Origin of the sequence: Arthrobacter russicus, from assembly GCF_031454135.1 — a bacterium.
Taxonomy (GTDB): domain Bacteria; phylum Actinomycetota; class Actinomycetes; order Actinomycetales; family Micrococcaceae; genus Renibacterium; species Renibacterium russicum.
On the sequence record NZ_JAVDQF010000001.1, the window covers coordinates 1,980,473 to 1,996,416 of the forward strand.

The window sequence follows — 15,944 nt, forward strand, 5'->3', positions numbered from 1 at the left end:
AAGAACACCGAAGAAGATGTGGAAAGAGCGTGAGCCGCGGCAATGCCCCCAGTAGCCGAATCCAAGACCGTGAAGAAGATCATCCTGGACTGCGATCCCGGGCATGACGACGCCGTCGCCTTGTTGCTCGCACACGGAAACCCGGAGATCGAGCTGCTTGCCGTGACCACGGTAGTGGGCAACCAGACTTTGCCGAAGGTGACCCGGAACGCCCTTGCCGTGGCTGCCGTGGCCGGAATCACCGGGGTCCCTTTCGCGGCCGGTTGCACCCGCCCGCTGATCCGGGACATCCAGGTCGCCCCGGACATCCACGGCGAGTCCGGTCTGGACGGACCGCTGCTTCCCGAACCGGAGATCGAGCTCGACGCCCGGCACGCGGTCGATCTGATCATCGAAACCGTGCTCGCGCACGAGCCGGGGACCATAACCCTAGTGCCGACCGGCGGATTGACCAATATCGCGATGGCCGCCCGCAAAGCCCCGGAAATCATCGGACGGGTGAAAGAAGTCGTCTTGATGGGCGGCGGTTACCATGTGGGCAATTTCAGCGCGGTGGCCGAATTCAACATCGCGATCGATCCGGAAGCCGCACATATCGTGTTCAACGCCGGTTGGCCGGTGGTCATGGTGGGCTTGGACTTGACCCATCAGGCGCTGGCCACCGCAGAAGTGGCCGCGCAGATCGCCGCCGTAGGCACCGCGCCGGCCCGGTTCGTCGGCGAACTGCTGGAGTTCTTCGGGCAGGCCTACAAAGACGTGCAGGGGTTCGAGGCGCCACCGGTGCACGACCCTTGCGCGGTGGCCTACGTGATCGATCCGAGCATCGTGAAGACCCGCAGAACCCCGGTCGACATCGAGCTGGCGGGCGGCCTCACCCGCGGCATGACCGTGGCTGATTTCCGAATGCCTGCCCCGGAGGACTGCCGCACATCGGTCGCCGTGGAATTGGACCACGGCAGGTTCTGGGCGCTCGTTGTCGACGCGCTGGAACGGATCGGCGAGCGATGAGCACACCGACGAACCCGGCAAGACGCCCGGTGGCCACCTTGATGGTGGCCTTGCTCACCGCCTGCGTCGCGTTCCAGCTCAATGCCAGCATGCTCAGCCCGGCGCTGCTGAGCATGGGTCAGGAACTGAAGGCCGACCAGTCCGTGATCGGTCTGAGCCAGACCTCGTTCTTCACCGCGGCCGCGGTATTTTCTCTGTTCCTGCCCCGGCTGAGCGATATCGTCGGCCGGCGCAGGATCCTGGTCGTGATGATGGTCTTGATGGGTCTCGGCTCCGTGGTCAGCGCCTTGGCCCCTGATGTCAGCTGGCTTTTCGTCGGACGGATCATCCAAGGCGTGAGTGGCCCGACCGTGCCGCTCTGCCTGATCATGCTGCGCAGCGAAGTCAAGGACGCAAAATCCTACGGCACCTTGCTCGGTGTGATCACCGCGGTCAACGGCGGCGTGGCCGGCGTGGATTCGTTCGTGGGCGGATTCATGGTGGAGCACTTCGGCTTCCGCAGCATCTTCTGGCTGATGGTGGTGCTTGCCGCGGTGGCCGTGCTGCTGGTCCGCACCCTGACCCCGGAATCCCGGCCCGGGGCAGGCACCCGGATGGACTGGGTGGGCGTCTTCTTCATCGTGGTCGCCGTGGGAGCACTGCTCACCGCACTCAACGAGGCCGCCAAACTGGCCGGCGCCTTCGACATCGGGACGCTCAGCTTCGCGCTGCTCCTTTTGCTCCTGGCACTGGCCGGGTTCGCCGGGTTCTGGTTCACCGAGAAGCGCTCCAGCCACCCGATGGTGGAGATCCGGCATTTGCGCCAACGCGCCACCTGGGCGCCGCTGCTCACTACGACCCTGACCATGACCGGGATTTTCGCGATCATCAACGGCATCGTGCCGGCCTACGTGCAAGCTACCGGCCCGGGCTTCGGCGTCGGACCGACCGAAATGTCACTGTTGATCCTGACCCCTTACGCTTTGCTCGGCTGGCTCGTCGGCCCGTTCAGCGGCCGGCTGGCTCCGGTCTTCGGCTACACCAGAGTATTGCGGATCGGCTTGGCCGGAAGCCTGTTGGCCTTGGCCCTGATCGGCTTCTTCGGACTCAACAGCCTGCCCTTGATGGTCGCCGGAACCGCACTGCTAGGCATCGCCTATGCCGGTTGCGTGAATATCATGCTCAATGGCCTGGGCGTGTTGCTCTCGCCCGCAGGAAACCCCGGATTCCTCCCCGGCATGAATGCCGGAGCCTTCAACCTCGGTGCCGGACTGAGCTTCCTGGTGATGCCCACGCTGTTGGTCAGTCTGGCACCGGTAGGCGGCGGTGCGGCATACTTCGCAGTGGTGCTGATCGGGATCGCGACCACCGCCGTCGCACTGGCCACATCGTTCCTGATCCCGAAACCCGTCGCAGCCGAGGTGTCCGCATGAAACCCAGCAAGAAAATCGTCGTCGTCGGTTCACTCAATGCCGACCTGACGATTTACTGCGAACGGCTGCCGCAACCCGGGGAAACCATCCACGGAACCGACTTCAGGGTGCTGCCGGGTGGGAAAAGCGCGAATCAGGCAGTGGCCGCCGGCCGGTTGGGCGCCGAGGTGGCCCTGATCGGCGCGATCGGCGACGATCCGAACGGACAGATGCTGCGCGAGTCCGTGAGCGCCGCCGGGGTCGACGTCAGCAGTTTGCGCATCGTCCCGGAGCCCACCGGAGTGGCAGTGATCTCGGTGGACCGGCAGGGTGAGAACAGCATCATCATTTCGGCCGGCGCCAACGGGGTGCTCCGGCCGGAGGATCTGCCGGCCGCAGCCTTCGAAGACGCCGCGGTGCTCTGCCTCTGCTTGGAGGTTCCGATGGAATCCGTGCTCGCGGCGGCCCGGGCCGGGCGACAAGCCGGGGCGACCGTGCTGCTCAACCTTTCGCCGTACGGACCGGTGCCCGAAGAGCTCCTGCAATTGACCGATGTGCTGCTGGTCAACGCGCACGAGGCTGCGGACCTGCTCGGCGCGGACCCGAGGCACGATTGGGATGCGGCACGCTCCGGTTTCCAGGCCCGCGGCATCCCCAGGGTCCTGGTCACGCTCGGCGGCGACGGCGCGGTGGTGCTCGATTCGACGGGCCCCCAGCCGGTGGTCGAAATCGATGCGTACCGGGTTTCGCCGATCGATACCACCGGCGCCGGCGACGCCTTCACCGGCGCGGCCGCTTTCCGGCTGGCCGATTCCGCCACGCTGCAGGATGCCGCACAGTTCGCCTCGGTGGCCGCGGCATTGGCGACCACCCGCAAGGGCGCGCAAGCGTCCTATCCGGATGCGGCCGAGGTCAACGCAGCACTGGCGTAATCCCAGTCGCCGCACGCCGCAGCATGCCGCTGATTTTGGTTGGCGCCGCGGAAATTTCCCCGGCTTCAGCCAAATTCGGCGGCCTACGGCTCAACCGGCGACCAGCGGCATATTGTCGATCAGCCGGACCGCTCCCACTTTGGCTGCGAGCACGGCCAATGCGGAGCCTTGGAACGGGCTGTCCCGGCAGTTTTCGGCAAGCGGTTCAAAGCTCTTCGGGTCGATCACCTCGAAATAGTCCAAATCCACGCCGGGCACACTGCGCACCAGATCCACTGCGGATTCCAGGTCCAGGGGCTCCCGGCGCTGCGCCCGGCCGACCAGCTCGCGGAGCGCCCGGGAAAGCACCAGGGACGCCTCCCGCTCCGGCGCGGAGAGGAACCGGTTCCGGCTGGAAAGCGCCAATCCGTCCGCGGCCCGGACCGTCGGCACCGGGACGATTTCCACCGGGAAGTTCAAGTCCGAAACCATCCGCTGCACCAAGGCCAACTGCTGTGCGTCCTTCTGCCCGAAATAGGCCCGGTAGCCGGCGCGGACCGTCGGCTGTGCCGCATGCAGGAGTTTCGAGACCACGGTGAGCGCCCCGTCGAAGTGGCCCGGCCGCGAAGCCCCTTCGAAGACCTCGCCCAAGGAACCGGCGGACACCCGGACCATCGGGGCTCCGTCCGGGTACATCTCCTCCGCCGAAGGCGCGAACACCAGGTCCACGCCCACGGATTCGAGCAGCTCGACGTCCGATTCCAGAGTCCGCGGATACCGTTCCAGGTCTTTCGCGTCCCCGAATTGCAACGGATTCACGAAAATCGAAACCACCGTAGCGGTCTCCGCCGCCACCGAAGTGGCCGCGAGCTCGGCGTGGCCGGCATGCAATGCGCCCATCGTCGGCACCAAGCCGAACGACGCTTGCCGGTCCGGAACATCGGCCAACAGTCGGGCACTTGCCGCACGCAGATCCGCTATGCTGCGGACCACGGTAATGGCCACTTATTCCTCCACTGAATCATCGTCATGCGCGGCCAGAGCCGCCTGGATCCGGCTCAATTGCGCAATCGTGAGCTTGCCCCGCTCCACAGCGCGCGCCGCGGTGATCCCCGCCATCGCGCGATAGGCGTCGAGCACCTCCGCAGAACTCTCCTGCAACGCGTCGACGTGCGCCCGGACAGTTCCGGCGTCGCCGCGGACCACGGGTCCGGTCAAAGCATTCTCGCCCGAACTCAGCGCATTCTCCAAAGCGGCCCGGAGCAATGGGCCGAGCATCCGTTCCGGATGTTCCACCCCGATGCTGCCCAGCAGCTCGGCTGATTGCGCTACCAGGGTGGCCAGGTGGTTCGCCCCGTGCGCCAGTGCCGCATGGTAGAGCGCCCGGTCGGCCTCCGCGATCGGCACCGGTTCCGCACCCATTTCCACCACCAGCGCCTGGGCGATCGGCAACATCGCGACGTCGGCGGTGACGCCGAAACTCGAATCCGGCAAGCGTGCCAAATCCAGACTGTGCCCGGTGAAGGTCATGGCCGGGTGGATCGCCAGCGGAATCGCCCCGGCGGCCCGCGCCGGTGCCAATACGCCGACGCCGAAACGGCCCGAGGTGTGCGCCACCAGCTGGCCGGCCTGCCAGGCGTCCACCGCGGCCAGTCCGGCCACGAGCGGCTGCAGGGCATCGTCCGGAACCGCCAGCAGCACGAGTTCCGCGCGCTCCACGATGTCCGGGATCTCCAGAATCGGAACCTGAGGGAGCAGCAGCTCGGCCCGGTCCCGGGAAGCTTCGGATACCGCGGACACCCCGACGACGGCGTGCCCGGCGGCGCGCAGGGCCGCACCGAGCACCGCGCCGACCTTTCCCGCACCGATCACGCCCACGCCCAGTCGTCCCGGCTTTCCCGATCGTTCGCTGGTCAATGTCGCTCAGTCATTTCCGCTCGGCTTTTCTGCTTGGTCATCCTGGCTTTGCATCCAACGTTCCGGTCGGGCCAGCCGTCGCGCTTTGGCGGCTCGGGCGGCTTGTGCCAAAAAGAGCTCGCGCGCTGTCGCCAAGTCCATATGGTGCACCACCGGCTTGACCGGCCCCGGGGTAGAGTGCAGCTCGAAATCCGCCAGGCCGAGCAGCCGTTGCACCGGGCCTTGGTTCAACTGCAAAGATTGGGTCCGCTCATGCGGAACCACTTGCAGATTCCGGAAGAATACGCCGTGCCGGCACAGCAAGGCTGTCTCGGTGGCCCGGAAAGCGTTGCGCCGCCAAGCGATCGGGTCGACCCAGCGGGCCCTGCCGGGCGAATGCCGGAACCCGCCGGCGGTGCCGGTGCCGCGCAGCGCGGCGGTGAACACATCGTGCGGATCCGGCACACCGGGATCGGCGAAAATCAGACCCAGCACCGCGAACACGTCTTGGAGATTGCCCACCGGCAGGAGCGTGCTGCGGTTTTCGTGTTGCGAATCCCCGTAGCCGGCGACATTGAGGTGGATCCGGTACCAGCCGAAAATCCGCCACACCGGCCCCTGGCTGATGCCCACGGCCTGCACCCGGCCGGGCGGGATGGTCTGCGCCCGGGTTTCCAGCAGCCCGTAGTGCAGGCGCACGCCGTCCGGCGAGGTCGCGATCCGGAAATTGAAGTCTTTCGAGAAGCGCTGCCAATAACCGCCGCCCAGCGCCAGCAGAACCGGCAGCAGGCCGAACAGGGCGCCCCACCAGCCCAAGCTGGCGAGCACCACCAAACCTGCGGCCACCAGCAGCAGGACCAAGGTAAGTTCCGAAGCCACAATCGAGCCCAGGATCCGAGCCGGCGGAATCTGCAGCACTTGCTGTTCCGGTGCCTCTTCAACCGCAGTGGGGTTCTCCGGATCTACCCTGACCCCCGCAGCACGGGCCAGGATCGCTGCCCGCAACCGCTTGGCCTCGTCGAGCTTGAGGAAGGACAGCTTCATGGCGGACTTGCCGGAATCCGCGACTTCGAACTTCAGTTCGGCCAAACCGAAAATCCGGGCCAGCAGCGGCTGCACCACGTCGATCGCCTGCACCCGGTCGATCCGGGCCTGCCGCTGCTGCCGGAAAATGAACCCGGAATTGATCCGCACATGGTCATCGGTGACCTGATAGCGGGTGAAGTACCAACTGAGCACGAAGGCGACGCCGAACACCAGGACAGCGCCCCCCACGACGAGCGCCACGATCCACCAGGGGATTCCGGCCCCACCGGCGCGGCCCGAAATGCCTTCTTGGAACAGTTGCTCAAAGAAGCTGCGGCCGAAGATCACCGCGACCGCGACCACGGCCAACCAGCCCCGGATCGCGGGAGAGGCCGGGTGCACGCGGTGCCAATCGCTCGCGCTGTCGGTATGGAATCCCGGCTGTGGCACCGCAGGGGCAGCGAGCGGATCGGTCACAGCCCCGCCAATTTCGACTCGCCGAGTGCCGAAAGCTGCTCCCGCAGACGGGCTGCCTCTTCAGTCGGCAAGCCTTCGATCAAGGCATTCGTGCCAGGTGAGGCGGTGTGCAGCTTCAGCGTGGCCAAGCCCAAGGCCCGCTCCAGAGGCCCGACTCCGACGTCGACGTACTGCATCCGCCCATAAGGCACCACGAGGACCCTTTGGAAGAAAAGACCGCGGCGGATCAACAAATCGTCGTCGCGTTCCGCGAACCCGATCGCCCGGACTTGGCGCGGCACCAGCAGCAGTCGCCAGATCCGCACCGCGAAAGCCGCCAGCAGCAAAAGCCAGGCGAGCCAGATCGGGAACCCGGGCCACCAGCCGATCGCCTGGAAGAGCAGTGGAATCGCGAAAATGGCCATGACCAGCACGGTGCCCAGACCCTCGCGGAGCAAACGCAGCAACACCAGTTTCGGTGATACCCGCAACCACTGGATCCCTGTCGGATCGATCGGTTCCCGCATGTCCCGCTCCTTCAAAAGTGCCGTGCTCCGGCCTGTTGCATCGTGTCTGGAAAATCGAGTGGTGCCGGGCCAACGCGCCGACCCCGCTAGTGCCGCAGCCGCCGGTTCAGCGGGCGAACTCTTCGCCCCCGGCGCCCTCTTCACCCGGGCGCCGTTCTTTGGCCGCCGGATTGCCGTCGTCCGGTGGAATCCGGCAGAACCGCTCCACTACCAAACCGACCACGACCATCGCAGCGGAGCCGCCGATCAATACCAACGGCAAAGTCAGCACCCCGGCGCCGGCCCCATAGGCGATTGCGACCATGGCGTCCACCGCGACCCCGGCGTGCCAGCCCAACAACAAGGCACCAGCATAAGCACTGGCTTGGGCCAGCACTAGGGTCCGGGCGGCCAAAATCGGGTTGAGCTCCCGGTCCCGTTTGCCGTCCCGCCACCGGCGCACCCGCAAACCCAACACCAAAACGATCACGATGACCAGTCCCAGGGTGACCAAGGCGCTGTAGGGCAAGGCCGGCGTCGGCAAGCTGAACCGGTTGGTGAGCACCGTGGCCGACCAGCCTGCGGCAGCAGCGATCACGGCGATCACGGCGAGCCACAAGGGCCGGATAGTACGGAGCTGGGACTTCATGGCTTCCTCGGCTTGGAATCGGCAAAGCTATTGCATCAACGGTATCAATCCGGCCGGCTCGGCCCGGTCAACCGGCTTGGTTCACCCGGCATACCCGTCGAAGTCCTCGACGTCGTCCAAATCGCGGGCAGCGCCGGCCAGATCCCGGACCGGCATTCCGGACAGGGTGGCGTGCGGGTTCATCAAAAGCCACGGGACCAGCACGAAAGCACGCTCCGCGGCCCTGGGGTGCGGCAGGGTCAGTTCCGGATCGTCCTGCTGCAGATCGCCGTACACGATGATGTCCACGTCCAAGGTCCGCGGGCCCCATCGGACGACCCGCTCCCGGTGGTGTCTGGCCTCGACCGCTTGGCAGTGCGCCAGCAGCTCAACCGCAGACAATTCGGTTTCGACCTCCATCACCATGTTCAGGTAAGGAGGCTGGTCCGGCGGACCGCCGACCGCCTGGGTCTGCACCACCGGGGAGACGTCGCACAACCGCACCTGGGGATGTTCGACCAGGTCGGCCACGGCACTGGCCAGGGTTCCGGCCCGCTCGCCGAGGTTGGAGCCCAATGCGAGGATCGCGCGGACCGGCAATCCGCTCATCCCTGTTCCCGGTAAACCGTGACCGAGACATCTCCGAAGGGCACCTGGATCGGAGCTTTCGGCTTGTGCACCGTGATCTCCACTGCGGCGACCGGGAAGCCGGCCAGCAATTTCTGCGCGGTGCGCTCCGCCAAGGTCTCGATCAGGTCGAAGGGCTCGCCGGTGATCATCGCTTTGATCGCCTCGGCCACCTCGGCATAATTCGCAGTCTGGTCCAATTCGTCATTGGCCGACGCCGGCCGGACGTCGGTGAAGAGCACTGCGTCGACGATGAACGGTTGCCCGTCGCTCTTTTCGCGTTCGAACACCCCGTGGTGGCCGATCGCGGTCACTCCACTGAGCGTGATCCGGTCCGGTCGGGCCAAGGGCGAATCTCGGACCGCAGCGGAATCCGCCGCCTGTTCTGCCGCCACTAGCCCTGGCTTCCATCGCTGCTGCGGACCGCCGGGGCTGCTGCGGCGCGGACTCGGGCCGCCACTTTCGCAGCATGCAGATTGCCCACCACATCATGCACTCGGATGCCCCACACGCCCTTGCCCGCGGCAATCGCGGTGGTGGCGATGGTGGCGTGGTCCCGTTCGGTCGGTGCCGCCGCCTTGCCCGCGGTGCTCAGCAACGAACCCAGGAAACGCTTGCGGGAGGTGCCCACCAGTACCCGGTGCCCGAGCTTCCCGAGTTGCTCCAGGTTCGCCAGCAATTCCCAATTCTGGTCCGCGGTCTTGGAAAAGCCCAGACCGGGGTCCACGATCAGCTGCTCCGGCTGAACCCCGGCCGAATAGAAGACCTGCAGTGCAGCACCGAGCTCGGCGACCACGTCATCGATCAGATTCGCATAACGGATCAGCGAATCCATGATCTTGGCATCACCACGACGATGCATCAAAACGTAAGGCGCCTTGCGCTCGGCGACCAAGGCCACCATTTCCGGGGTCACGCTCATGCCGGAGATGTCGTTGATGATCGCCGCACCGGCGTCGAGCGCTTTGGCCGCAGTCTCGGCGTGCCGGGTGTCCACGCTGACCAGGGCGCCGGCTTTGACCATGGCTTCGATGACCGGCATGATCCGCTCCTGCTCGGTGGCCGGATCGACCTCATCGGCTCCGGGACGGGTTGATTCGCCGCCGATGTCGATCACATCGGCTCCGGCGTAGAACATCCGCAGCCCGTGCGCGATCGCGGTATCCAAGGAATTGTAGGAACCGCCGTCGCTGAACGAATCCGGAGTCACATTGAGGATGCCGAAGACCACGGCACGGTCCGTGGGCAACTTGTCGAAGCTGGCCGGTTTGCGCGGCGAGCGCAGCGTCGGCAGTGGTGATGTGGCCGGTCCGGTTCCGGGGGCGGCAGCGAGGGAGTCCATAATTACCTTCTGTTGGATTGCGTCATTTGCCCAGAATCAAGCTCATGGCTTCAGCGCGGGTTGCCGGTTCGTGCAGGATGCCGCGCACTGCCGAAGTCACCGTTTTGGCTCCGGGCTTGCGGACGCCGCGCATCGACATGCACATGTGTTCGCATTCGACCACGACGATCGCTCCGCGGGGCTTGAGGTGCTCCACGAGCGCATCCACGATCTGCGTGGTCAGCCGCTCCTGGACTTGCGGGCGTTTCGCGAAAACGTCGACCAGCCGGGCGAGCTTGCTCAGGCCCGTGACTTTCCCTTCCGCGGAGGGGATGTAGCCCACGTGCGCGGATCCGTGGAAGGGCACCAGATGGTGCTCACAGGTCGAGTAGAACGGAATGTCCTTGACCAGCACCAATTCCTGGTGCGAAATGTCGAAAGTCCGGGACAGGACCTGTGCCGGGTCCTGGTTCAACCCGGAAAAGACTTCGGCGTATGCCCGGGCCACCCGTTGCGGGGTTTCCGCCAGCCCGCTGCGGTCCGGATCTTCGCCGATCGCGATCAGGATCTCCCGCACCGCGGCCTCGATCCGTGGCAGATCCACGCTCGACTCGGCAGGCGGTTTCGCTTCTTCGTCGACATCACACACGAGAGAGATCCTATCTGGAATCATCGGCACTTCGTTCCGCGGTTACGCCCGGTCCGTTGGCCTGGGCTTGTATATCCGGGCCACCGGCAAGCCTTCAGCGCTCCTCTGCCGGAGCTCCGCCGTCGTGCTGCTGGCCGTTCGGACCGGAGTCATGCTGATTCGACTGCCCACCGGGGTTCGTGCCGCCAGAAGCGCCGCCGGCCGAACCCCCACCGGGGTTCCCCAGGCTGCCGCCGGTTGCCCCACCCGGCGCATCCGCGGGCCCCGGAAGGTTGGCCGAGGCCAACTGCTCCTGCGGAGTCAAGGTGTCCGGATCCGGATCACCGGCTGCCGCGGCGTCCCGGCGCTCCTTGGCGGAGACCACCGGGGGGATGTCGGAAACCGGGCGGCTGTCCGCCGAGAGCCAGACGTCGCGCAGCTCGCGCTTGCGGATGTCATGGAAGATTTCGGCGATTTCGGCTTGGTTCAAGGTCTCGCGTTCCAGCAATTCCAGGGCCAGCCGGTCCAGCACATCCCGATTTTCGATCAGCACCGCGTAAGCCTCGTCATGGGCTTCTTCGATCAGCCTGCGGACTTCCTCGTCGATCATCGCGGCGACCGCTTCGGAGTAATCCCGGTCCCGGCCCGCGTCGCGGCCCATGAAGGGCTCACCGCTGCCGGTGCCGAGTTTGACCGCACCGATGCGTTCGCTCATGCCGTATTCGGTCACCATCCGGCGCGCGGTTCCGGTCGCCTTCTCGATGTCGTTCGAAGCCCCGGTCGACGGATCGTGGAAAACGATCTCCTCGGCGACCCGTCCGCCCATCGCGTAGGACATCTGGTCCAGGAGCTCATTGCGGGTGACCGAGTATTTGTCGTCTTCCGGCACCACCATGGTGTAGCCCAGCGCACGGCCGCGCGGCAGGATGGTGATCTTGGTGACCGGAGCCGAATAGCGCAATGCCGCGGCGACCAGGGCGTGTCCGCCTTCGTGGTAGGCGGTGATCTTCCGCTCGCGCTCCTTCATCACCCGGGTGCGCTTCTGCGGGCCGGCCATCACCCGGTCGATGGCTTCGTCCAACGCTCGGTCGTCGATCAGCTGGGCATTGGAGCGTGCGGTCAGCAGCGCGGCCTCGTTGAGCACGTTCGCCAGATCCGCGCCGGTATACCCGGGGGTCTTCTTGGCCACCGCATGCAGGTCGATGCCCGGCGCCATCGGCTTGCCCTTGGCATGCACGTGCAGGATCTGTTCCCGGCCGATCCGGTCCGGCGCTTCGACTGGAATCTGCCGATCGAAGCGGCCGGGACGCAGCAGCGCCGGGTCCAGTACATCGGGCCGGTTGGTCGCCGCGATCAAGATCACATTGGTCTTGACGTCGAAGCCGTCCATTTCGACCAGGAGCTGGTTGAGCGTCTGCTCGCGTTCGTCGTTGCCGCCGCCGATCCCGGCACCACGGTGCCGCCCGACGGCGTCGATCTCGTCGACGAAGATGATCGCCGGCGAGTTCGCCTTGGCCTGCTCGAAGAGATCGCGGACCCGGCTGGCACCGACGCCGACGAACATTTCCACGAAGTCCGAGCCGGAGATCGAATAGAACGGCACGCCGGCCTCGCCGGCCACCGCGCGGGCGAGCAGGGTCTTGCCGGTTCCGGGCGGTCCGTAAAGCAGCACGCCCTTGGGGATCTTCGCGCCGACCGCCTGGAATTTCTGCGGTTCGCGCAGGAACTCCTTGATCTCGTGGAGCTCCTCGACCGCCTCATCGGCACCGGCGACGTCGGCGAAGGTGACCTGCGGATTGTCTTTGGAAATCAGCTTGGCCTTGGACTTGCCGAATTGCATCACTTTCGAGCCGCCGCCCTGCATGCGGGAAAGCAGGAACCAGAAGATCGCGCCGAGGATCAGGATCGGGACGATGAGCTGCAGGAATCCGACGAAGAAGTTGTTCTGCACCGGCTGATCATCGTAATCGGCAACTTTGGCGTCATTGAGCGCGGTGATCACGGCTTGCTCGCGGGCGTCCACGACATAGAACTGGACATTCTTGCCCAGATTCTGGTTGTTTTTGGAGAAGTCTTCCTTGAGCACCAAATCGACGCGGCCCTCGGCATAGACCTTGGCCGACTGGACTTTGCCGCCGCTGATCAAGGCCATGCCGTCAGAGGTGCCCACCCGGGCAGAACCGCCGACGCCGAGCAGGGAGAATCCGATCGCTCCGATCGCGACCACGATGATGATCCAGACGATCGGACCTTTGAGGATTTTCTTGATGTCCATGTACTCCGGGGAGTGACCCCGTCCTTCCTGCTGCGTTCTTCGGCGAACCGGGTCCGTCCTTGATCTGGAATGGGCCCCATCTAGCTATACACCGTCCGCAGACATTCACGCACAACGGGCCGGCTAAGTTCCCCTCCAGGCCGCAATGTTCCCTCTCAGCAGAACGACTATTCCCGTGCGGCGGCGGCTTCCCGACCGTCGACGCCTTCGAAATTGGCTCAAGCCGGGGAAGTATCCGTGGCGTCAGCCAATTTCGACGGCGATCCCATCGCGCACCATCAAGCACTTATCCACAACTGCCGCCCAGGGCCTGGCGCGAATCGGATCCCGATGGCAGCGTCAAACCATGGACAAGCCGGTCATCTTCTACGCATCCGACGCTGCCCGCGTGGACCGAGACCCGGCCAGGTTGGCGTTTCTGGCGCAGCGCGGAGCGCTGGTCCGGATCCGGCACGGGGCCTATCTTCCGGCAGAGACCTGGACGTCGTTGAACGAATCGGAAAAATACGGGCTGCGCGCCGAAGCGCTGAGCAGGTTCACCGCATCGGCCCCGGTGTTCTGCCGCCAGTCCGCAGCAATGCTCTGGGGACTGCCGTTGATCAGGGTGCCGGAAAAGCTGCACATCGTCAACGCCTCGCCGGGACACGGCCGTTCACGTCGCGGGATCATGGCGCACTACGGCCCACTTTGCGGCCGTGAAACCAGCATTTCCGAGTTCCGACTGACCGACAAGGCCCGAACCGCGGTGGAACTCTGCGCGCAACTGCCCTTCGCCGAAGCCCTGGGCGTCATGGACGCCGCACTGCGCGCCGAGCGGGACTCGTTTGCCGCCGGCTGGTCGGAATGGGCGCGGACCAGTCCACGCGGACCCGCCGTCGCTCGTCCGACGCTGGAAACCCTGGCCCTGGCCTTGCCCACTCAGGCCGCCCGGCGCAGGGTGCTGAAGGTGCTTGCGCTCGCCTCGGAATACGCGGAGTCATTGGGCGAGTCGATCAGCCGGGCGCAGCTGCACCTGGCGGGGTTTCCGGCACCGTGTTTGCAGCAAGCGTTCACACTTCCCGACGGGCGTCAGGTGCGGAGCGATTTCTTCTGGCGCGAGTTCCACCTGGTAGGCGAATTCGGCGGCAAGGAAAAGTACTTTCGCGGCGATTGGGCCAATGGCCAAACTCCCGGCGAGCGTGTGTACGCCGAAAAGCTCCGGGAAGATGGCTTGCGCGCACTCGGACTCCGGGTGGTCCGTTGGACCTGGGCGGATGCGATCAATCCCGCTCGGCTTCGCCGCTGCCTATTGGAGTCCGGGCTGCCGCTACAGCGCACCAACTGACGCCGCCGATTTTGGTCGACGCCTGCTAAATTTCCCCGGCTTCGGCCAAAATCGGCGGCGCTGGAAGCCAGTAAAATCAACACTACTGCGAATCATTCTTATTTAGGGCTACACTGGTCGGCATGCACCCTCATCGCGCTTTCATCGCCCTTGCCCCGTTTGCCGCTGGTTTGGCCCTGTTGACCGGCTGCGGAGCGCCACCGCAAGCAGCACCCACGATCACCGGCCATGAAAACGTCAAACCGGCAAACGCCAAGGAACAGGCCGGGCCTGCGCCCCGATTGGTGTTGACCACCGACCAGGGCCTGCTCACACTGGATGCCAAAACCCTGCAACCGGTCGCCGAACCGGTTCCGCTCGAAGGCTTCATCCGGGTCAATCCGGCCGGCGACGGACGCCACGTTCTGGTTTCCACCGAACGCGGGTTCGAAGCGTTCGACGCCGGCAGCTGGGAATTCCCGCACGGCGACCATTCGCACTTCTACACCGTGCCGCCGAGACTCACCGGCGCAGTCTTCCCCGCAGAGCACCCCGGCCACGTGGTCAGCCACGGGAAAACTGCCCTGTTCGCAGACGGCACCGGTGAAATCACGGTCTTCGACCCCGCCGATCTGGATCCCGGTTCGGCGGCCAACGGCCAGCCGGCATCCACCAAGACGCGCACCCCGGAGCCGCATCACGGAGTAGCCGTGCCACTGCCGGACGGCGGCCTGCTCAGCACCCGGAGCAACGGCAAGGAGCGGGTCGGCGTCACCATCCACGGCCAGAACGGCGGCGAGACCACGAGCGCGGAGAACTGCCCGGGAACCCACGGCGAGGCAGTCGCCGGCAATGGCGCCGTCGTCGTCGGCTGCAGCGACGGAGCGCTCGTCTACCACGGCGGCAAACTCAGCAAGGTGCAAGCACCGGACGCCTACGGCCGGATCGGCAACCAGTCCGGCAGCAGCAACTCGCCGATCGTCCTGGGCGATTACAAAGTGGACCGGGCCGCGAAGCTGGAGCGGCCTACCCGGGTCAGCTTGATCGACACCCGTGATTCGAGCCTGAAACACGTGGATTTGGGCACCAGCTACTCATTCCGTTCCCTGGGCCGCGGGCCGGCCGGTGAGGCTTTGGTCCTGGGCACTGACGGCCGGCTCCACGTGATCGATCCGGAAACCGGAACGGTGCAGCACCGGATCCAGGTCACCCCGGCCTGGACCGAACCCGAGGTTTGGCAGGAGGCCCGGCCCGCTTTGTACGTCGACGGTGCGACCGCCTATGTCAGCGATCCTGGCACGCGGAAGATCCACGCCGTGGATCTGGCAGCCGGCCAGGTGGCGAAAACCGCTGGCCTTCCGGCCGCGCCGAACGAACTGACCGGGATCAGCGGCCGGAAATAACCGCTGCTACTCGTAGACGTGCGGAGCCAGGGTGCCGACGAAGTCCAGGTTGCGGTACTTCTCGGCGAAGTCCAGCCCATAGCCGACCACGAATTCGTTCGGGATGTCGAAGCCGACGTATTCGACGTCGATTTCGACCTTGGCGGCATCCGGCTTGCGCAGCAGCGTGCAGATCTCCACCGAGGCCGGACCGCGGGAAATCAAATTCGCGCGCAACCAGGACAGGGTCAGCCCGGAGTCGATGATGTCTTCGACGATCAGCACGTGCTTGCCCATCAAATCGGTTTCCAGATCCTTCAGGATCCGCACTACGCCGGAGGACTGGGTGCCCGACCCATAGGAGGAAACCGCCATCCAATCCATGGTCACGTGGCTGTGCAGCGCCCTGGCCAGGTCTGCCATGATCATCACCGCGCCCTTGAGCACGCCGACCAGGAGCACGTCCCGGCCCGCATAATCCGCATCGATCTGCGCAGCGAGTTCGGTCACCCGGCTCTGAATCTGCTCTTTGGTATAGAGGACGTGCTTGAGGTCCGCTTCGACGTCGCGTGAATCCACCCGATGC

16 protein-coding genes are annotated in these 15,944 nt (G+C 65.5%); 5 read left to right on the forward strand and 11 right to left on the reverse strand.

Annotated features, from left to right (window positions below; translation table 11 throughout):
- Positions 1-42 precede the first annotated feature (42 nt).
- The 3 genes from uriH to JOE69_RS09255 are packed head-to-tail and all read left to right on the forward strand — an operon-like array spanning position 43 to position 3,331.
- Positions 43-1,008, forward strand: a complete 966-nt coding sequence (uriH, locus tag JOE69_RS09245) for a uridine-preferring nucleoside hydrolase UriH (RefSeq protein ID WP_309798042.1) — start codon at positions 43-45, stop codon at positions 1,006-1,008.
- Positions 1,005-2,420, forward strand: a complete 1,416-nt coding sequence (gene uriT / locus JOE69_RS09250) for a uridine transporter UriT (RefSeq protein ID WP_309798045.1) — start codon at positions 1,005-1,007, stop codon at positions 2,418-2,420. The genes uriH and uriT overlap by 4 nt, the downstream gene beginning before the upstream one ends.
- The gene (locus JOE69_RS09255) at positions 2,417-3,331 is read left to right on the forward strand and encodes a ribokinase (RefSeq protein ID WP_309798048.1); all 915 of its coding nucleotides are present in this window, start codon (positions 2,417-2,419) and stop codon (positions 3,329-3,331) included. Before uriT ends, JOE69_RS09255 begins: the two co-directional genes overlap by 4 nt.
- 90 nt (positions 3,332-3,421) lie before the next feature.
- On the opposite strand, the gene panC is transcribed toward JOE69_RS09255, so the two are convergent.
- The 10 genes from panC to ftsH form a co-directional block, all read right to left on the reverse strand.
- On the reverse strand, positions 3,422-4,315 hold the full coding sequence (gene panC / locus JOE69_RS09260; RefSeq protein ID WP_309798050.1) for a pantoate--beta-alanine ligase: 894 nt from the start codon (positions 4,313-4,315) through the stop codon (positions 3,422-3,424).
- Entirely contained in the window at positions 4,316-5,227 is a 912-nt protein-coding gene (locus tag JOE69_RS09265; protein ID WP_296362712.1) for a Rossmann-like and DUF2520 domain-containing protein, read from the reverse strand. It lies immediately after the preceding gene.
- Between the two features lie 6 nt (positions 5,228-5,233).
- Positions 5,234-6,709, reverse strand: coding sequence for a PH domain-containing protein (locus JOE69_RS09270; protein ID WP_309798054.1), 1,476 nt, complete (start codon positions 6,707-6,709; stop codon positions 5,234-5,236).
- Entirely contained in the window at positions 6,706-7,215 is a 510-nt protein-coding gene (locus JOE69_RS09275) for a PH domain-containing protein (RefSeq protein ID WP_309798057.1), read from the reverse strand. Before JOE69_RS09275 ends, JOE69_RS09270 begins: the two co-directional genes overlap by 4 nt.
- Positions 7,216-7,321: 106 nt before the next feature.
- Positions 7,322-7,843, reverse strand: coding sequence for a DUF3180 domain-containing protein (locus tag JOE69_RS09280; RefSeq protein WP_309798060.1), 522 nt, complete (start codon positions 7,841-7,843; stop codon positions 7,322-7,324).
- Positions 7,844-7,924: 81 nt separating this feature from the next.
- Entirely contained in the window at positions 7,925-8,431 is a 507-nt protein-coding gene (gene folK, locus JOE69_RS09285) for a 2-amino-4-hydroxy-6-hydroxymethyldihydropteridine diphosphokinase (protein WP_296362704.1), read from the reverse strand.
- Complete coding sequence (gene folB, locus JOE69_RS09290) at positions 8,428-8,844, reverse strand: dihydroneopterin aldolase (RefSeq protein ID WP_309798062.1); 417 nt, start codon at positions 8,842-8,844, stop codon at positions 8,428-8,430. Before folB ends, folK begins: the two co-directional genes overlap by 4 nt.
- A complete protein-coding gene (gene folP / locus JOE69_RS09295; protein WP_309798065.1) occupies positions 8,844-9,791 on the reverse strand; it encodes a dihydropteroate synthase in 948 nt (315 codons plus the stop codon). The genes folB and folP overlap by 1 nt, the downstream gene beginning before the upstream one ends.
- Before the next feature lie 22 nt (positions 9,792-9,813).
- Positions 9,814-10,419, reverse strand: a complete 606-nt coding sequence (folE, locus tag JOE69_RS09300) for a GTP cyclohydrolase I FolE (RefSeq protein WP_309798067.1) — start codon at positions 10,417-10,419, stop codon at positions 9,814-9,816.
- 94 nt (positions 10,420-10,513) lie between these two features.
- Positions 10,514-12,673 carry an ATP-dependent zinc metalloprotease FtsH gene (gene ftsH / locus JOE69_RS09305; protein ID WP_309798070.1) on the reverse strand — a complete coding sequence of 720 codons (2,160 nt, stop codon included), beginning with the start codon at positions 12,671-12,673 and terminating at the stop codon, positions 10,514-10,516.
- 346 nt (positions 12,674-13,019) lie between these two features.
- On the opposite strand from ftsH, the gene JOE69_RS09310 reads away from it, so the two are divergent.
- A complete protein-coding gene (locus JOE69_RS09310) occupies positions 13,020-13,997 on the forward strand; it encodes a hypothetical protein (protein WP_309798072.1) in 978 nt (325 codons plus the stop codon).
- 122 nt (positions 13,998-14,119) lie between these two features.
- Complete coding sequence (gene aztD, locus JOE69_RS09315; protein ID WP_309798075.1) at positions 14,120-15,379, forward strand: zinc metallochaperone AztD; 1,260 nt, start codon at positions 14,120-14,122, stop codon at positions 15,377-15,379.
- A gap of 6 nt (positions 15,380-15,385) precedes the next feature.
- Here the strand turns inward: aztD and hpt are convergent, their stop codons facing one another.
- Positions 15,386-15,937: a hypoxanthine phosphoribosyltransferase gene (gene hpt / locus JOE69_RS09320; RefSeq protein ID WP_296362691.1), complete on the reverse strand. Its 552-nt coding sequence runs from the start codon at positions 15,935-15,937 to the stop codon at positions 15,386-15,388.
- Positions 15,938-15,944: the final 7 nt, after the last annotated feature.

What these genes read in the sequence shown, in the direction of transcription:
- uriH (WP_309798042.1), top strand. Translation starts at nt 43, where the DNA reads ATGCCCCCAGTAGCCGAATCCAAGACCGTGAAGAAGATCATCCTGGAC.
- uriT (WP_309798045.1), top strand. Translation starts at nt 1,005, where the DNA reads ATGAGCACACCGACGAACCCGGCAAGACGCCCGGTGGCCACCTTGATG.
- JOE69_RS09255 (WP_309798048.1), top strand. Translation starts at nt 2,417, where the DNA reads ATGAAACCCAGCAAGAAAATCGTCGTCGTCGGTTCACTCAATGCCGAC.
- JOE69_RS09275 (WP_309798057.1), bottom strand. Translation starts at nt 7,215, where the DNA reads ATGCGGGAACCGATCGATCCGACAGGGATCCAGTGGTTGCGGGTATCA.
- JOE69_RS09280 (WP_309798060.1), bottom strand. Translation starts at nt 7,843, where the DNA reads ATGAAGTCCCAGCTCCGTACTATCCGGCCCTTGTGGCTCGCCGTGATC.
- folK (WP_296362704.1), bottom strand. Translation starts at nt 8,431, where the DNA reads ATGAGCGGATTGCCGGTCCGCGCGATCCTCGCATTGGGCTCCAACCTC.
- folP (WP_309798065.1), bottom strand. Translation starts at nt 9,791, where the DNA reads ATGGACTCCCTCGCTGCCGCCCCCGGAACCGGACCGGCCACATCACCA.
- ftsH (WP_309798070.1), bottom strand. Translation starts at nt 12,673, where the DNA reads ATGGACATCAAGAAAATCCTCAAAGGTCCGATCGTCTGGATCATCATC.
- JOE69_RS09310 (WP_309798072.1), top strand. Translation starts at nt 13,020, where the DNA reads ATGGACAAGCCGGTCATCTTCTACGCATCCGACGCTGCCCGCGTGGAC.
- aztD (WP_309798075.1), top strand. Translation starts at nt 14,120, where the DNA reads ATGCACCCTCATCGCGCTTTCATCGCCCTTGCCCCGTTTGCCGCTGGT.